The following is a 17,151-nucleotide window of genomic DNA, read 5'->3' as shown; positions in this document are numbered from 1 at the left end:
AGCGGAGCTAACTGGCGGTGCGCCGGATCCGTCCGGCGTACCGCCGCTCCAGTTCCAGGTTGCTCTCGAAGCCGCCGGGCACGTTGGCGGAGACGTAGACCGGGGGGCGGTCACCGGAGGCGAGGAGCTGGGCGGCGGCCTCGGCGACCGTCATCTGCACCAGCAGCGCACCGGTGAGCGTGGACAGGGCGCAGACCGCGCCGCCGGCGGGAAGCGGGAGGAGGGCGTCGCCGGGCGGGGCCGCGTTGTCGAGGGCGACGTCGGCGAGGTCGACGAGCTTCTTGCCGCTGGGGTGGGTGGCCGGCACGGCCGCGGTGTGGGCGAGGGAGGTGATGGCGAGGAGGCGGTGCCCCTGCTCCTTGGCGTGCAGGGCCATCTCGACGATGACGCTGTTGACGCCGGAGTTGGAGATGACGACGAAGAGGTCCTGGGGGCGGGGGGCGGCGAGTTCGTAGAGGCGCAGCGCGATGCCGGGCTTCCGTTCGAGGAGCGGGTCGTCGAGGACGCCGGGGTGGTCGCCGCCGTGGAGGACGAGGTCGGCCATCTGGAGGCGGTTGGTGGGCACCAGTCCGCCGGCCCGTCCGGCCAGTTCGAGGACGAGGGCCTGGGAGTGGCCGGTGCCGAAGGCCTGCACCACGCCGTCCTCGCGGACACAGTCGGCGATCAGCCCGGCGGCGGCGCTCACGTCGGCGCGCGTGGACTCGGTGAGGCGGGTCAGGACGGCCAGGCTCTCGCGCGCGAAGGTCTCGGCGCTCACGGACTCGACGGTCACGTCACACTCCCCACTGGTGGATTGAACCACCCCATAATCACCTATCGATGAATCAATAAATCACAGCCCGGGGGCCGCGGGCAACGGGCCCGGCCAGGTCGGCCAACCGCCCCTGACCATCGGTCCTGGTATTCAAGGCTCGCGAGAACGGGTGGCTGATACCTTCTCTGCATGCCCTCGACCGATGTCACCACCCTGATCCGCACCGAGCTGCCCCGGCTGGCCGGCTCGTTGCGGAAGGTCGGCGAGCTGATCCTGGAGGATCCGGCCGCCGTCACCCACTGCTCGGCCGCGGAGCTGGGCCGTCGCACCGGCACCTCCCAGGCCACCGTCACCCGGTTCTGCCGGGCCATCGGCCTCGACTCCTACCAGCATCTGCTGATCGAGCTGGCCCAGGAGCGGGGCCGGGGGGAGTCCTCCGACTGGGGCAGCGCCGAGATCGGCCCGGACATCTCCCCCGACGACAGCCTGGAGCGGGTCGTGCAGGTCGTCGGCACCGCCGATCTGCGGGCCATCCAGCAGACCATCGACCGGGTGGACCTCGACGCGATCGAGCGCGCGGCCCAGGCCGTGGCCCGCGCCCGGCGGGTGGACGTCTACGGCGTCGGCGGCAGCGGCGCGGTCGCCCAGGAGACGGAGACCCGGCTGTTCCGCATCGGCTGCGCGGTGCGCGGCTGGACCGAGGTGCACGGGGCCACCACCTCGGCCGCCCTGCTCACCCCGGCGGACGTGGCGATCGGCATCTCCCACTCGGGTGCCACCCGGGAGACGATCGAGCCGTTCGAGCTGGCCAAGGAACGCGGCGCCACGACCGTCGCGCTGACGGCCGACCCGCGCTCACCGCTGGCCCGCGCCGCCGACGTGCGGCTGATCTCCTCGTCCTCGGAGACCAGCTTCCGCACCGGCAGCATCGGCGCCCGCCACTCGGTGCTGATGCTCATCGACTGTCTGTACGTCCGGGTCGGGCAGCTCTCCTACCAGCGGGCGAGCGCCTCCCTTGCGCTGACCGACCACATCGCGGGCGCGCACTCCGTGAAGTCACGCCGGGCCCGCTGAACCGACCGGTAATGCATGATTGAACCAACCAGAACAGCAAGACATGGTTGATTGAACCACCCCCGCGATGCCAGGATGGGGCTCCCCCGCGCACTCCTAGGAGCCCCATGCGTGTCATCTCTGTCGAGTCGACCGAGCTCTTCACGGGCACGGAGGACCAGCCGCACCAGGTGGTCGCCGTCCAGGTCGAACACGATCCGGGCCGGCCGGTCCGGCTGAGCGTGGCGGGCCCGGGCGTCCGCGGCGTCGGGGACACGGTCGTCACCGTCGGCGAGGACGGCACCGTACGCGCCGAGATACCCGTGGCGGCCGAGGGGCTCGCACCCGGCGACCGCCGGGAGATCACGGTCACCGCCGCCGATGGGACCCGACTGGCGAAGCACACCGCCGAGTTCACGGCCGCCGAGCCCGGCTGGACCATGTTCATGGTCAGCCACTTCCACTACGACCCGGTGTGGTGGAACACCCAGGCCGCCTACACCGAGACCTGGGACGTCGCCGACGACCCGGCCCTGACCGGCCTGGCCGCCCGCACCTTCGACTCGCGCGGCCAGTCCGGTATGAGCCTGGTGCGGGCCCACTGCGACCTGGCCCGGCGCGACCCGGCGTACACCTTCGTGCTCGCCGAGGTCGACTACCTCAAGCCGTACTGGGACTCCTTCCCGGAGGAGCGGGCCTTCCTGCGCCAGTTGATGCGCACCGGCCGGGTCGAGATCATGGGCGGCACCTACAACGAACCCAACACCAACCTCACCGGCGCCGAGGCGACCGTACGCAACGCGCTGTACGGCGACGGCTACCAGCGCGGGATCCTCGGGGCGGCGCCGGAGACGGCCTGGCAGCTGGACGCGTTCGGGCACGACCCGCAGTTCCCGGGGCTGATGGCGGACGCGGGCATCTCCTCCAGCTCCTGGGCGCGCGGCCCCTTCCACCAGTGGGGGCCCACCCTGTCCGTCTTCGGCGAGGAGCCGCGCGACCCGCAGCGCATGCAGTTCCCGGCCGAGTTCAGCTGGATCGCACCCTCCGGACGCGGGCTGCTGACCGCCTACATGGTCAACCACTACGGCGCCGGCTGGGCCATCGACAACGCGCCCACGCTCCCCGAGGCGGAGGCGGCGGCGCTCAAGCTCTTCAAGGGCCTGAAGAAGGTCGCACTCACCCGCAACGTCCTGCTGCCCGTCGGCGGCGACTACGCCCCGCCCTGCCGCTGGGTGATGGGCATCCACCGCGACTGGAACGAGCGTTACGTCTGGCCGCGCTTCGTCAGCGGCATCCCCAGGGACTTCTTCACCGCCGTACGCGCCGAACTGGAGCGGGAGGGGCGCACGGCGTCCCCGCAGACCCGGGACATGAACCCGGTCTACACCGGCAAGGACGTCTCCTACATCGACACCAAGCAGGCCCAGCGGTACGGCGAGACCCTCCTCGCCGACGCCGAGGCCTGGGCGACCCTCGCCTCCCTCGTCGCCGGGCACCCCTACCCGGACGCGGCCCTGGACAAGGCCTGGCGGCAGCTGGTCTACGGCGCCCACCACGACGCGATCACCGGCTCGGAGTCGGACCAGGTCTACATCGACCTGCTCACCGGCTGGCGGGAGCTGTCCGATCTGGCGCAGGCCGTGCACGCGGACGCGACCGAGGCCCTGGCCCGCCGGGTGGTCACGCTGCCCGGCGGCGCTCCCGACCTGGTCGTCTTCAACTCCGCGACCTGGCAGCGCCGGGACGTGCTGACCGTCGCCGACCCGGGCCTGGTCCCGCTGGACGTCACCGGGCTGCCGCTGCCGGCCGTGCGCGAGGACGGCGCCCTGAAGGTCGTCGTACCGGACGTGCCCGGCATGGGCCTCAAGGCGCTCTCCCTCGCGGAGGGCCAGGTGTCCGGCTGGACGGCCGGCGAGGGCACGACCATCCGCAACGAGTTCTACGAGGTGACGGTCGACCCCGGTCGCGGCGGCGCCGTCAGCGGTCTGCGCACGCTCGGCGAGGGCGGCCGGGAGCTGCTGCGCCCCGGCGACATCGGCAACGAGCTGGTCGTACAGGAGGAGTACCCGCGCCATCCCCGCTTCGGTGAGGGCCCCTGGCACCTCACCCCGACCGGCACCACCGCCGCCCGCAGCCGTGATGTGCGCGCGGACATCGATGTCGAGCACTCCCCGGCCGGCTCCCGTATCACCGTCCGCGCCGACCTGGGACTCTTCCGCTACACCCAGCGGCTCACCCTCTGGGCGGGCGTGGACCGGCTGGACGTGACGACGACCGTCGACGGCTACGACGGCGCCGACCGGCTGATCCGGGTGCGCTGGCCCTCCGACGTGCGCGGCGGACTGCCGGTGCACGAGGTCGCGGACGCGGTGATCGGGCGCGGCTTCGGGTTCGTGGAGGTGGACAGCGAGGAGTTCCCGTGGACGCTGGACAACCCGGCCAACACCTGGTTCGGGCTCGGCTCCACGGCCCGGGTCGCCGTCCACGACGGCACCGGCGCGCTGCTCGGACACCGGTCGATCGGCGTCGCCGAGCTGGTGTTCGCCGACTGGTCCACGGCCGGTGAGCTGGGCACTCCGCTGGCTGCCGCCCTGGTGCGGGCGGGGGTCACGGCCACCTCGACGATCGCGGGCGGCCCGCGCTACGGCGACCTGGAGGTCGACTCCAATCTGCCCGACATCCGGATCGCCGTCGGCGCCCCGGAACGCAACCCCGTGGTCGCCGAGGCCCTCGGCTGGGACCCGGCGGCGGCCCGCGAGCTGCGCCGGCAGCTCGCCGAGGACGGCCTGGCCTCCGTATGGGTGGCGCCGCGCGCCTCGCTGCGCGAGGAGTGGGTGCCGGGGGCCGATCTGCGCGATCTGGAGCGGCTGCCGCTGCTCGTGGTGGCGGGCGCCCGCGCCGAGGACGACGCGAAGGCCGTGGACGCGCTGGTCGCCGACCTGGACGACGCGACCGTACGGGCTGTCGCGGCCGGCGGCGGCGAGGCGCTGCCGCCGGGCGACGCCTGGGACGGACGGGGCTTCGCGGTGCTCAACCGGGGCACACCGGGCTGTGTCGTCACCTCCTCCGGCGACCTCTACATGTCCCTCATGCGCTCCTGCACCGGCTGGCCCTCCGGTATCTGGGTCGACCCGCCCCGGCGCACCGCCCCGGACGGCTCCGCCTTCCAGCTGCAACGCTGGTCGCACACCTTCGAGTACGCGGTCGTCGCGGGCGAGGGCGACTGGCGCGAGCTGGGCTGGCCGCGCGCCGGACACGCCTTCAACCATCCGCTCACCGCACGGCTCAGGTCGCCCGGCGAGACACCGGGCGACCTGCCGAGGAGCGCGGCCCTGTTGAGACTCGAGCCGGAGGGACGGGTGCTGCTGGACGCGCTGAAGCCGGCGGGGTCCCCGCTGGCCCGGGGCGGCAGCGCCCCGGTGGACCCCGCGCGGGGAGTCGTCGTACGGGCGCACGAGGTCGACGGACGGCCGGTGCGGGCTCGGGTCACGGGACCCTCGGCGTGGACGGAGGGCGCGCGGGCCGACGTACTGGAACGGCCCGGCGAACCCCTGGCCCCCGGCCCGGACGGCGCGCTGGAACTGGACCTGACGGGCTTCGAGGTGGCCACGGTCCTGGCTTCACCGCAGAACGCGCTGCGGGGTGAGGGTCCCGGTGTCGACGCGCACGAACCGGCCCAGCCGGTGGCCACCCGCTACTGGCTGCACAACTCCGGCCCGGCGCCACGCGGGAACCTGCCCGTGGCCGTCTACCTGTCGCCGTCCGCGCTCACCGCGGACGGCCCGGTCACCGCGTCGGTCCGGGTCTCCTCCGAGCTGACCGACGCGCCGGTGTCGGGCACGGTGGCGTTCGAGGCGCCGCCCGGCTGGACCGTCGAGCCACCCGAACTCCCCTACGCCCTCGGCCCGGGCGGCTTCACCCTCACCGAGGTGACCGTCGCGCCCCCGCCGGACCCCGCGCCCGGCCGGTACCGGCTCGCCGCGCGGCTGACGCACGGTGGGCAGACGTACGAGGACGTGGTCGCCCTGGACGTGCCCGGCGCGGCGGCGGCCGGTGAGCCGGACGGACGGACCGGGCCGAGTCTGGTGCTGGAACTGGGCGCCGGGCGGGTCGAGGTACGGCGGGGAGAGCGGGCGTACGTACCGCTGACGGTACGCAACACCACACGGGGGCCGGTGGACGGAACCCTGTGGGCGGTGTCGTCCTGGGGCACCTGGACCGGTGTCGGACCGGGCTGCCAGGGGTTCACCCTGGACGCCGGGGAGAGCGCGGTGTGCCGGGTGGAGGTGGACGCCTCGACGGTGCCCCCGGGGTCGTACTGGCTGCTGGCAAAGGCCGGCTGGCACGGCTCGGTCGCCTACACGGAGGCGATCGTCCTGGAGGTGACGCCATGAACACGAGAGCCGACCACACACCGGTGACCCCGAGACCGGGGTCACCGGGCGAACACACGGCGACTGCGGTGCCGGTGAAACCCCCGAACGAACACACGGCAGCGGCGGTGCCCGTGAAACCCCCGAACGAACACACGAAACCCCCGAACGAACACACGGCGGCGGCAGGCGCCCGGGGAGGCGCCGTGAGCGCACCCGCGGCGGCGGCAGGCGGGGGCGCGGCCCCGGTGCCCTCGGCACATCCGCCGAGCGGCAACGCGGCGCCGGTCGCCCGGGCGCACGCCGCGAGCCTTCCCGCGGCGCCGCCCGACGGGCGTACCGCCCCGGCAACCCCACCCCACCACCCGCACCGCCACGCGACGCCGGCCGGCCGGAGCACAGCCCCGGCAACCCCGCCGACCGACCCCCACCGCCACACGGCATCGGCCACCACAAGCGCAGACCCAACAGCCCCACCCGAACACCCCCACCCCCACCCCCACCACGCGGCGACCGTCGGTGGGAAAGCGGTTCCCGCGGCCCGTGTCGACGCGCTGCTCGTGGCGGTGCCGGCCCGGGACCGGGAGACACGGCCGGAGGCGCTCGCCCGGGCGGAGCGGCAGCGCAGGCGGTGGGCCACGCAGATCGTGGTCACCGACGAACTCGCCCGCCGGGCCTGCGCCGAGCGCGGGCTCGCGCCGCCGCCCGAGGTGGCGCCGGCGAGGGCACTGGCGGTGTCCGGGACGGATGTCGCGGACCTCGGCAGCATCGTGGCGGTGGCGCTGGCCCACTCCCCCGCCGCGCGGGCCCTGCTGGCCGCCCTGGAGGCCGAGCAGCGGGTCCCGCCGCGCGCCGTACGGGACTACTACCGCCGCAACCGCGACCGCTACCTCACCCCGGAGGCGCTGCGTAGCGGCGTCGACCCCTACGGCCGCACGGCGGGTCCCGGCGACTTCCTGCCGTACGCCGAGGCCCGCGAGGACATCGCGCGGGGGTTGCGGCGGGCGATGGCACGGCAGGCGTTCTTCGACTGGCTGGACCGGGCCCGGGCCGACGTGGAGTTCACAGCCGGGCACGAGCACCCCGGCGACCCCTCCCACCCGGACCACGAGCACCGGCACTGAACGCGCCGGTAACGGGACGGAACCGAAAAGCAACACGGCAAGCCATTGACCTCCGATGAATTCTGGTCCACCTTTTCATCAATCGGAGTCCAAGTTGGTGATTTGAACCAGCAACAGACCAGCAGCAGGAGGCACCATGCGCGCGAGCAGACTGACCGGAACCGTGGCGGGCGTCATAGCCCTCGCCCTCACCGCCGCCGGCTGCGGCCTGTCGGGGGGCTCCGACAGCGGGGACGCCACGGCCGGCGGCTGCAAGGTCGACAAGGGCAACGTCGGCACCGGGAAGCTCACCGGGGACATCAAGGGAAAGATCACCTTCCAGACGACGAATCTGAAGAAAGACTTCGGTGATTTCTTCAACGGAGTGATCAAGGACTTCGAGAAGGCCCACCCCGACGCCTCGGTCAAGTGGATCGACGACCCCGGCGACAACACCTTCACCCAGCGCACGGTCGCCGACGCCCAGGCCTGCACCCTGCCGGACGTGCTCAACCTCAACGCCGAGACCGCGACGGCTCTCACCAAGTCCGGCTACCTGCTCAACGTGGGTGTGAAGGACCCCGACGCCTCCAAGCCCTTCGTGCCGGCCTTCTGGAACTCCAGCACCTTCAAGGACGCCTCGGGCATGCCGGCGCACACCGCGCTCCCCTGGTACACCGGCGGCATCGTCCTGACGTACAACACCGACCTGCTGAAGCAGGCCGGGATCGACCCCGAGAAGCCGCCGACGACCCTGTTCGGGCTGTTCGCCGACTACGAGAAGATCGCCAAGGCGTCCGACGGCAAGTACTACGCGACGATGGCCAACCCGGTCTGGCGGATCCCGGCCGACTTCGACCAGATGAACATCAAGATGCTCACCGACAACGGCAAGGCCGCCATCTTCGGCGACGACCCGAGGACCACGCAGTGGGTCGCCTGGATGGCGAAGCTGTACAAGGAGGGCGCGATGCCGAAGGACTCGCTGTCCTCCAACAACGACCCCTCCACGCTGTACAGCCAGGGCAAGGTCGCCTACGGCTCGACGAACCCGAGTTTCGTGCGCTTCGTCAAGCAGAACAGCCCGTCGGTGTACGCCAAGACCGGCGTCGGCCAGCAGCCCTTCGACAAGCTCGGCCACACCACCGGCGCCCCGCAGTACATCTCGGTCGCGGCGACCAGCAAGAACGCCCCCGCCTCCCTCGCGTTCGCCGAGTTCCTCACCAACGCCGAGAACCAGACGGCCTGGTGCAAGGACCCGGCCGTCGTCATCTTCCCGACGACCACGACCTCGCTGAACGACCCGTTCTTCCAGAACGTCACCGGCAGCGACCCGTTCTCCCAGGCCCGCAAGCTCGTCGCCGAGCAGCTGAAGACCACCACCGCCTACCAGACCATCCTCTCCCCGGCCGTGCAGAACGCCATCGTGGCCCAGGTGCAGCTGGCCATGCAGGGCAAGAAGACCCCCGCACAGGCCGTCAAGGACGCCCAGGACAAGGCCAACGAGCTGCTGAAGCAGGCGGGCTGATCGTGGCGACGCAAACCATGAAGCCGGTGTCCGTGCCCGGTGCGGAGCGTACTGACGCCGCACCGGGCCCGGCCCCGTCCCGTGTCCGCCGACTGGGCCGGGCGCTGCTGCCCGGCCCGGCGCCGGGCGCCAACGGCGCCGCGCTGTACCGCCGTTGGTGGCTGCCCTGGCTGTGGACCGCGCCCGCGATCGCCTGCGCGGTGATCTTCGGGGTGTTCCCCTTCCTCAACACCCTCCTGCTGTCGTTCACCGACGCCAAGCCGCTCGGCGGTGCCGCGTCCTTCGTGGGCTTCGACAACTACAGCCGGATGCTGGGCGACTCCGACTTCTGGCTCGCCACCCGCAACAGCGTGCTGTACGCGGTGATCGTGGTCCCGCTGATGGTGCTGCTGCCGCTGATGCTGGCCGTCCTGGTGGAGAAGAACCTCCCGGGCATCGGCTTCTTCCGGTCGGCCTTCTACACGCCGGTGCTGGCCTCCAGCGTGGTCGTGGGCCTGAGCTGGCAGTGGCTCCTTGCCGACGACGGACTGATCAACACCTGGCTGGAGAAGGCCCATCTGATCAGGGACGCCATTCCGTTCCTGTCCGACTCCTGGCTGATCCTGCTGTCCGCGATGGGCCTCACGCTGTGGAAGGGGCTCGGCTGGTACATGGTGTTCTACCTGGCCGCGCTCGGGAACGTGCCCAAGGAACTGCACGAGGCGGCCTCCATGGACGGCGCCGGCGCGGTCCGGCGCTTCTGGCACATCACCATGCCCGGCGTACGGCAGGCCATGATGCTCGTCGGCACGCTCACCGGCATCGGCTCACTGCGGGTGTTCACCGAGATCTACATGCTGGGCGGCTCCACCGGCGGCCCCGGCGGCGCCGACCGCACCCTGCCCTTCTACATCCGGGACGTCGGCCTGGACCCGCTGACCGGCAACGCCGGTTACGGCTCGGCGGTCAGCGTGGCCCTGTTCCTGCTGACCCTGGGTCTGACCCTGCTGGCCCAGCGCCTGACCAAGGAGGACGAGTCGTGACGACCGCAGTCGAGAAGCCCCGGCGCCTGATGCCGCGCTGGCGGGACTACGGCCGCCCCCGCGAACTGGTCGTCCGCTACCTGCTGCTGCTCCTCGTGCTCGGCCTGACCGTCGGCCCCCTGGTCTGGCAGCTCCTGGCCTCGCTGAAGAGCACGAGCGAGGACGTCTTCGGCGCGAACGCCACCCTGCTGCCGCACGACCCGACGCTGCGGGCCTACCGGCAGGTCTTCGATCAGGTGCCGGTCGCCACGTACATCAGGAACAGCACCATCGTGGTGGTCCTGTCGATCACCAGTCAGCTGCTGTTCTCCACCACCGCCGGCTACATGCTCTCCAAGCCCGGCTGGAAGGGCCGCAAGGCGGTCTGGGTGGTGCTGGTCGCCTCGATGATGTTCCCCTTCGAGTCGATCATGGTGTCGCTGTTCCTGAGCATCCGTGACCTGGGCCTGGTCGACAACCTGGCGGGCGTGTGGCTGCCCGGGTTCGTCGGCGCCATCAACGTCCTGCTGATGCGCGGCGCGTTCCTTGCGGTGCCCCGCGAGATCGAGGACTCGGCGATGCTCGACGGGGCGGGTGAGTGGCAGCGGTTCCGCTACCTGTATCTGCCCTCCGCGTGGGGCGCGATCATGGTGGTCGTCATCAACACCTTCATCAGCGCCTGGGACGACTTCCTGTGGCCGCTGATCGTGCTGCGCTCGGAGGACCACATGACGCTGACGCTGGGGCTGTCCCGGCTGCAGAGCTCGTCGTTCGGCTACGACCAGCGGGTGGTCATGGCAGGGTCGGTGATCTCCGTCGTACCGGTGCTGGTGCTGTTCGTGATCACGCAGCGGTGGTTCTACAAGGGCGTCTCGTCGGGCGCCGTGAAGCTCTGATCCGTCTTGAGGGGGGTCGCGGCGAGCGCCTCGCGCGCCGAGGCGGCGACCCGGACCTCGACGGCGCCACTGACGGCGGTGAGCCGTACGGCGACGGTACGGCACTCCCCGGGAGCGAGCGTGACACCCTCGAACGCGCACAGTTCGAGGGTGCGCGGCCAGACGGGGGTGCGCAGCCGGCGGACGTAGACCTGGACGACCGTACGCCCGTGCCGGCCGCCGGTGTTGGTGACGTCGACCTCGACGACGTCGCGCCCGGGCAGCCGCGGCTCGCCGTACTCGAAGGTCGTGTACGACAGCCCGTGCCCGAAGGAGAACAGCGGCTCGGCGCTCTCGTCGGCGTAGGAGCGGTACTCGGTGTCCTTGTGGTTGTAGTAGACGGGGAGCTGGGCCGCCGAGCGCGGTACGGAGACGGGGAGACGGCCGGCGGGTTCGGTGATCCCGAGGAGCACCTCGGCGACCGCCTCGCCGCCCCACGGGCCCGGATACCACGCGGTGAGCAGCGCGTCCGCCCGCTCGACCGCCTCGGGCACGGCGTGCGGGCGGCCCTGCACCAGGACGACCGCGGTGGGTGTGCCGGTGGCCGCGACCGCGTCCAGGAGCGCGTACTGCGCCTCCCCCAGCCGCAGCCCGGCGAGGTCCACACCCTCACCGCAGGTCATCTCGGACACGACCGTCCGCGCGGCGCCGTTGGCGTCGAACTCCGTGCCGGGGGTACGGGCGCTGCTGCCGCCCAGCACCAGGACGGCCAGGTCGGAGGCGGCCGCCGCGGCGACCGCCTCGGGGATACCGGCGCGATCGTCACCGGTGAGGGCGCAGCCACGGGCGTGCCGGACCTCGACCCCGGTCGGGGCGAGCCTTCGCAGACCGTCGAGGACACTGGCGCCGGTCCCGGGGCGCTGGGGTGCGGTGTAGTCGCCGAGCTGGTGGGCGGTGGTACCGGCGTGCGGGCCGAGCACCGCGATACGGCGTACGGCGGGCCCGACGGGGAGCACTCCGGCGCGGTTCTGGAGGAGGGTGACACAGGCCCGGGCGAGGCCCAGACTCAGCTCCCGTCCGGCGTCGGGGCTCGGGGCGCGCGGGGCACGCGGAGGCTGCTCCGAGGCGCCCGCCGCAGGCATCGGCGCCCGCCCAGCGTGCGGGAACTCGGCCGCACCGCCCGTGGCACCCTGCACACGCCCGGCGTTCGGGAACGCGGAGGCGCCCGCCGCAAGCCCCGGCACGCGCCCGGCGTGCGGGAACTCGGCCGCACCGCCCGTGGCACCCTGCACACGCCCGGCGTTCGGGAACGCGGAGGCGCCCGCCGCAAGCCCCGGCGCACGCCCGGTGTGCGGGAACTCGGGCACGCCGCCCGTGGCACCCTGCGCGCGCCCCGTGTACGGGTGTTCGAAGAGGCCGAGGCGGAACTTCAGGCGTAGGACGCGGGTGACGGCGGTGTCCAGGGCGGTCTCGCTCACCAGGCCCCGCTCCACCGCCTCCGCCAGGTGGGTGAAGCCGTCGTCCCACAGGCTCAGGTCGACCCCCGCGTCGAGCGCGAGGGCCCCCGCCGACACCGTGTCGCCGGTGATACGGGCCAGCCGGTCCACGGCGAGGCCGTCGGCCATCACCAGCCCCTGAAAGCCCCAGCGGTCCCGCAGCAGGCCGGTGAGCAGGGCGCGGTTGCCGGAGCAGGGCAGCCCGTCGACCTCGTTGTACGCGGCCATCAGGGCGGCGGCCCCGGCGCGGACGCCGGCCCGGGCGGCGGGAAGATGGATCTCGTGCAGTTCGCGGGGGCCGAGCTCCGACTCGGCGGAGTTGCGGCCGCCGACGGTGGCGCCCTGCCCGGCGAAGTGTTTGAGGACGACGGCTGCCCGGTCGGCGGCGAAGTACTCGGCGATCTCCCCCTGCATGCCGCGCACCAGCGCCTCGGTGAGCCGGGCGGCCAGGTGGGGGTCCTCGCCGTAACACTCCTCGGTGCGGCCCCAGCGCGGGTCCCGGGCGATGTCCAGCGCGGAGACGAGGGCGACATGCCCGCCCCGGGCGCGCAGCTCGGCGGCGGCGTGCGCGGCGGCCCGCTCGTACAGGGCGGGGTCCCAGGTGGCGCCGACGGCCAGGTTGACGGGGAGGACCGTGCCGTCGAGGGCCATGAGGCCGTGCGGGACCTCCTCCACGAACAGGGCGGGGATGCCGAGCCGGCTGCGGTCGAGGACGTGCCGTTGCACCAGGTCGGCGAGGCCGGCGCTGTCCTCGGCGCCGGGGCCGTTGTCGTGGTCGACGCCGGACCAGGCGTCCGCGCGCATCAGGCCGTAGAGGGCGCCGAGCCCGCCGAAGCGCTCGGTCTCGGCGTACAGGGCCTCGGTGAGTGCGAAGCCGCCGCCGGGGGTGCGGCGGTAGGCGTCCCAGCCGTACATCCGCTGGTTGAGCTGGCCGGCCTTCTCGCGCAGCGTCATCCGCGAGAGGAGGTCGGCGACGCGTGTGTCGAGGGGGACTGCGGGGTCGAGGTACGGATGCGCGGGCATGGGGTGTCCTTGTCCGGGGCCGGGGCGAGGTCGTCGTACGGCGGCGTCAGCGTCCGGTGCCGTGGGCCAGGCGGGCCAGGGCGACGGCTCCCGGGGAGCCGTCCGACACCGGGGTGACCTCGAGCGCGAGGTGCGCCAGACGGTCGGTGAGGGGCGTCAGCAGGGGGCCGTGGGGGGCCAGGAGGCCACCGGTGACGACCAGGGGTTCGCCCGGGCGCGGGGCGAGGGCGCTCACGGTCTCGACGAGGCTGCCGACGGCCTCCCGCAGGATCTCCCCGGCGACGCCGTCCTTCTCCTCGGCCGCCCGGACGACCAGCGGCGCGTGGTCGGCCAGCCGGACCGGCGGCCGGTCCATCACGGCGGGCAGCAGGTGCGCGCGGTAGGCCGTGCGCAGGACCGCGCTCCAGGCGACGCCGTCCGCGACGCCGTAGGACTCCGGGGGCAGGACGCCCGGCGGCAGCCCCAGCTCCCGGCCGACCGCGCGGGCGAGGACGGTGGGCGCGCCCCGGCCGTCGGCCGCCCGCAGGGCCGAGCGCACCGCCGAGCGGCCGATCCAGAAGCCGCTGCCGTCGTCGCCGAGGAGCCAGCCGTCGCCACCGGAGGTCGCGGCCGGCACCCGCGCGGCGATCCGGGCCGCGACCGCGCCCGTTCCGGCCACCAGGACCAGCCCGTCGGCGGGGTTGCCGCGGGCGGTGGCGAACGTGGTCTCGATGTCGCTGTGCACGCCGACGGTGGTGGCGGCGATGCCCAGCCGGGCGAGCGCGGCGGACAGCGCCGTACGGGCCCGCACCCGTCCGGGCTCGTCGGCGCCCTGGGCCTGGTGGCCGGCGCCGGCGAATCCGCCCGCCACCGCCGTCACCCGCCCGCGCGCGCCCTCGGGCACGGCGCGCGCGAGTGCCTCGGCGAGGTGGTCGACCAGCTCAGGACCGGGCACGGTGAGCGCGTTGCCCGGTCCGGAGGTGCCGTCGCCCAGGGGGCGGCCGTCCGCGAGATCCGCCAGGACGGCGCGGGTCCGGGTGCCGCCGGCGTCGAGGCCGACCACCAGACCCTCGCGACCTTGGTTCAAATCACTATTCATCGCTCCCCATGGTGGTTGATACATTCGCCGCACACAAGGTCCGTCTCGCGAGGAGGACACCATCGACACGCCCGCACTCCGCTTCGGGGTCAACTACACCCCACGCCGCGGCTGGTTCCACGCCTGGCACGACTTCGATCCCGGGCTCGCGCGCGAGGACCTGGCGCAGATCGCCGGTCTGGGCCTGGACCACATCCGGGTCTTCCACCTGTGGCCGCTGCTCCAGCCCAACCGCACCCTGGTCCGCGCCTCGGCCGTGGACCAGCTGGTCCGCCTGGTGGACCTGGCGGGCGAGTGCGGACTGGACGTCATGGTGGACGGCGTTCAGGGCCATCTGTCGAGCTTCGACTTCTACCCGGAGTGGACGCGCAGCTGGCACCACCGCAACGTGTTCACCGACCCCGAGGCGATCGAGGCGCAGGCGGTGCTGCTGCGCACGCTGGGCGGCGCCCTGTCCGGCCATCCGCACCTCATCGGCCTCCAGCTCGGCAACGAGCTGAACAACCTGGTCGAGCACAACCCGGTGTCCCCGGCCGAGGTGGACCACTATCTGGACACGCTGCTCGCCGCCGCGCGGGACGGCCTGGGCGAGGGCGCGGGCCTGGTCACGCACTCGGCCTACGACGCCGCCTGGTACGGCGACGACCACCCCTTCACCCCCGAGGCCTCGGCCCGCAAGGGTGATCTGACCACCGTCCACCCCTGGGTGTTCTCCGCCGGCTGTGCCCAGCGCTACGGCCCGCGCTCGCCGCAGGTGAACCATCTCGCAGAGTACGGCACGGAGCTGGCGGCGGCCTACGCCACCGACCCGGACCGACCGGTCTGGGTCCAGGAGACCGGGGCGCCCGAGCCGCACATCCCGGCGGCCGACGCCCCGGACTTCGCCCGCGCGACGCTCCGCAACGCGGCCGGCTGCGCCCGGCTGTGGGGCGTCACCTGGTGGTGCTCCCACGACGTGGACCGCGCGCTGGCCGACTTCCCGGAGCTGGAGTACACCCTGGGCCTGTTCGACTCCTCGGGCCGTCCCAAGCCGATCGCGGGCGCCCTGTCGGAGACGGTGGCCGAACTGCGCGCGGCCCCCGCTCCTCCCGCGCCGCGCACCACGGCCCTGGTCCTGGACTGCACCCCGTCCACCCGCTCGGTCTCCGGCCCGGGCGGTGCGTTCTTCGACGCCTGGATGCGCCTGCGTCAGGAGGGTCTCCGCCCGGCGGTGGTCCTGGCGGAGCGGGCACAGGACCCGGCGTACCTGGCGGCACGCGGGATCACGGAACTCGTCGACGCGAAGTGAGCGCCTCCGCGACGGCCCGCAGGTTCACCCGCCCCCTGCCGTACGAGCACACCGCGCTGTCCGCCTCCGGGAGCCCGGTGGAGACGAGCAGCGCGTCGGGGCGCGCGGCCAGCAGCGCGTCCCGCAGGCGCCGCTGCCAGGGATACAGCTCGCTGTCGCACACGGCGACGACCAGGGGCCGCCCCTGAGCCGCCCGCAGTACCCGCCCTACGACGTCCTCGGCGGCCTCGGTGTTCTCAGCGGTCCCCGGTTCCCCGGCGACCGGGGTCCCGGTGGCCGTCGGGTCGAGGGCGCGCAGCTCGGTCAGGAGGTCCTCGCCGCCCCAATTGAGGGCGGGGTGCGGGGGCGGGAAGCAGTCGACGACATGGGCGCCGTGCACCGGCTCGGGCAACCGCCCCCCGGCCCGCACGGCCCGCCGAGCCGCCGTCAGCCCCGCCTCCGCGTCCCACCCGGAGACCTCGCCCGGCACCGCGTACCGGCCCGCGAGCCGCCGTACCCGCCCCGCCGCCCCGGTCACCCGCTCCTCGGCCAGCTCGCCCGAGCGCAGGGCGTCGAGCACGGCGTCCCGGCAGGCGAGGGAGACGTCCAGGTCCGGTACGGCGACGATGACCTGGTCCGCTCCGGCGGCGAGGGCGAGACGCGCGCCGGCCGCCTCGCCGTAGCGGTCGGCGATGGCCTTCATCTCCAGCGCGTCGCTCACCAGGACGCCGTCGAAGCCGAGCTCGCCGCGCAGCAGGTCGGAGAGGATGCGCGGGCTGAGGGTGGCGGGCCGCTCCGGGTCGAGGGCCGGGAAGACGACATGGGCGCTCATCAGCATGGGCACGCCCGCGTCGACGGCAGCCCGGAAGGGCCCGAGGTCGAGTTCGTCGTACGGGCGGGGATCGACCGCGAGTTCGTGGTGGCTGTCGGTGACGGTGCCGCCGTGGCCCGGGAAGTGCTTGGCGCAGGAGGCCACGCCGCGTGCCTCGGTGGCCGCGATCCAGGCGCGCAGGTGCCGGGCGACCAGTCCGGGGTCGGAGCCGAAGGCGCGGGTGCGCACGATCGGGTTCTCGGGGCGGCTCTGGACGTCGGCGACGGGGGCGTAGGAGGCGGTGATGCCGAGGGAGAGCAGATGTCCGGCGAGCGCGTCGGCGCAGGCGGCGGTGAGCGCGGGGTCGTCGGCGACGCCGAGCGCCCACGAGCCGGGCACCTCGGGGGCGCCCGCGGCCACCAGATGACCGATGCCGCCGCCCTCGTTGTCGATGGCGATCAGCAGGTCGGGGCGCAACGCCCTGAGCGTGCCGGTGAGTTCACGGAGCTGGTCGGCGTCGCGGACGTTGCGGGTGAACAGGATGACCCCGCCGAGACCGCGGTCGACGAGGCGTTTGAGGGGGTCGGGGACGGACGTCGTACCGTCGAAGCCCGCGACGAGGCAGCGGTGTGCTGCCTCGTCGACGGCGGCGGGGAGGGCCGGCTGGAAATGCGTCACCTCCGGAATCCTCTGGCTCACCAAGCCGGAAGTCAACAGGCTGGTGGATGATTGATTCACCCCAGGTGACTCACCCCAGGTGACTCACCCCAGGTGACTCACCCCAGGTGA

11 protein-coding genes are annotated in these 17,151 nt (G+C 73.3%); 7 read left to right on the top strand and 4 right to left on the bottom strand.

From position 1 onward, the window contains the following. Positions 1-7: 7 nt before the first annotated feature. Positions 8-772, bottom strand: coding sequence for a sugar isomerase domain-containing protein (locus ACFPIH_RS18800; RefSeq protein WP_381163606.1), 765 nt, complete (start codon positions 770-772; stop codon positions 8-10). 171 nt (positions 773-943) lie between these two features. Between ACFPIH_RS18800 and ACFPIH_RS18795 the strand changes: the two genes are divergently transcribed. The 6 genes from ACFPIH_RS18795 (at position 944) to ACFPIH_RS18770 (ending at position 10,708) form a co-directional block, all read left to right on the top strand. Beyond that, positions 944-1,828 (top strand): MurR/RpiR family transcriptional regulator, encoded by an 885-nt coding sequence (locus tag ACFPIH_RS18795; RefSeq protein ID WP_381163609.1) that lies wholly within the window; start codon positions 944-946, stop codon positions 1,826-1,828. Positions 1,829-1,935: 107 nt separating this feature from the next. Then, the gene (locus tag ACFPIH_RS18790; RefSeq protein WP_381163612.1) at positions 1,936-6,201 is read left to right on the top strand and encodes a glycoside hydrolase family 38 N-terminal domain-containing protein; all 4,266 of its coding nucleotides are present in this window, start codon (positions 1,936-1,938) and stop codon (positions 6,199-6,201) included. 533 nt (positions 6,202-6,734) lie between these two features. Then, positions 6,735-7,304 (top strand): peptidyl-prolyl cis-trans isomerase, encoded by a 570-nt coding sequence (locus ACFPIH_RS18785; RefSeq protein ID WP_381164585.1) that lies wholly within the window; start codon positions 6,735-6,737, stop codon positions 7,302-7,304. A 136-nt stretch (positions 7,305-7,440) separates the two neighbouring features. Beyond that, on the top strand, positions 7,441-8,811 hold the full coding sequence (locus ACFPIH_RS18780; protein WP_381163615.1) for an extracellular solute-binding protein: 1,371 nt from the start codon (positions 7,441-7,443) through the stop codon (positions 8,809-8,811). Positions 8,812-8,828: 17 nt separating this feature from the next. Next, positions 8,829-9,833, top strand: a complete 1,005-nt coding sequence (locus ACFPIH_RS18775) for a carbohydrate ABC transporter permease (protein ID WP_381164588.1) — start codon at positions 8,829-8,831, stop codon at positions 9,831-9,833. Positions 9,834-9,862: 29 nt separating this feature from the next. Further along, the gene (locus ACFPIH_RS18770) at positions 9,863-10,708 is read left to right on the top strand and encodes a carbohydrate ABC transporter permease (RefSeq protein ID WP_381164592.1); all 846 of its coding nucleotides are present in this window, start codon (positions 9,863-9,865) and stop codon (positions 10,706-10,708) included. Here ACFPIH_RS18770 and ACFPIH_RS18765 read toward each other — a convergent pair. Together ACFPIH_RS18765 and ACFPIH_RS18760 are read right to left on the bottom strand one after the other, a co-directional pair. Then, complete coding sequence (locus ACFPIH_RS18765) at positions 10,672-13,206, bottom strand: glycoside hydrolase family 3 N-terminal domain-containing protein (RefSeq protein ID WP_381163618.1); 2,535 nt, start codon at positions 13,204-13,206, stop codon at positions 10,672-10,674. The two genes, ACFPIH_RS18770 and ACFPIH_RS18765, sit on opposite strands and share 37 nt — an antisense overlap. Positions 13,207-13,252: 46 nt before the next feature. Continuing rightward, a complete protein-coding gene (locus ACFPIH_RS18760; RefSeq protein ID WP_381163621.1) occupies positions 13,253-14,284 on the bottom strand; it encodes an N-acetylglucosamine kinase in 1,032 nt (343 codons plus the stop codon). 22 nt (positions 14,285-14,306) lie between these two features. Here ACFPIH_RS18760 and ACFPIH_RS18755 point away from each other — a divergent pair, with 22 nt between their 5' ends. Beyond that, a complete protein-coding gene (locus tag ACFPIH_RS18755; RefSeq protein WP_381164595.1) occupies positions 14,307-15,572 on the top strand; it encodes a glycoside hydrolase 5 family protein in 1,266 nt (421 codons plus the stop codon). Here ACFPIH_RS18755 and ACFPIH_RS18750 read toward each other — a convergent pair. Further along, positions 15,547-17,040 (bottom strand): glycoside hydrolase family 3 N-terminal domain-containing protein, encoded by a 1,494-nt coding sequence (locus tag ACFPIH_RS18750; RefSeq protein ID WP_381163624.1) that lies wholly within the window; start codon positions 17,038-17,040, stop codon positions 15,547-15,549. The genes ACFPIH_RS18755 and ACFPIH_RS18750 overlap by 26 nt on opposite strands. Positions 17,041-17,151: the final 111 nt, after the last annotated feature.

Origin of the sequence: Streptomyces vulcanius (assembly GCF_042653945.1) — a bacterium.
Classification (GTDB): domain Bacteria; phylum Actinomycetota; class Actinomycetes; order Streptomycetales; family Streptomycetaceae; genus Streptomyces; species Streptomyces mangrovi.
The sequence above is the reverse complement of the archived record's forward strand: the minus strand, read 5'-3'. Positions and strand labels throughout refer to the sequence as shown.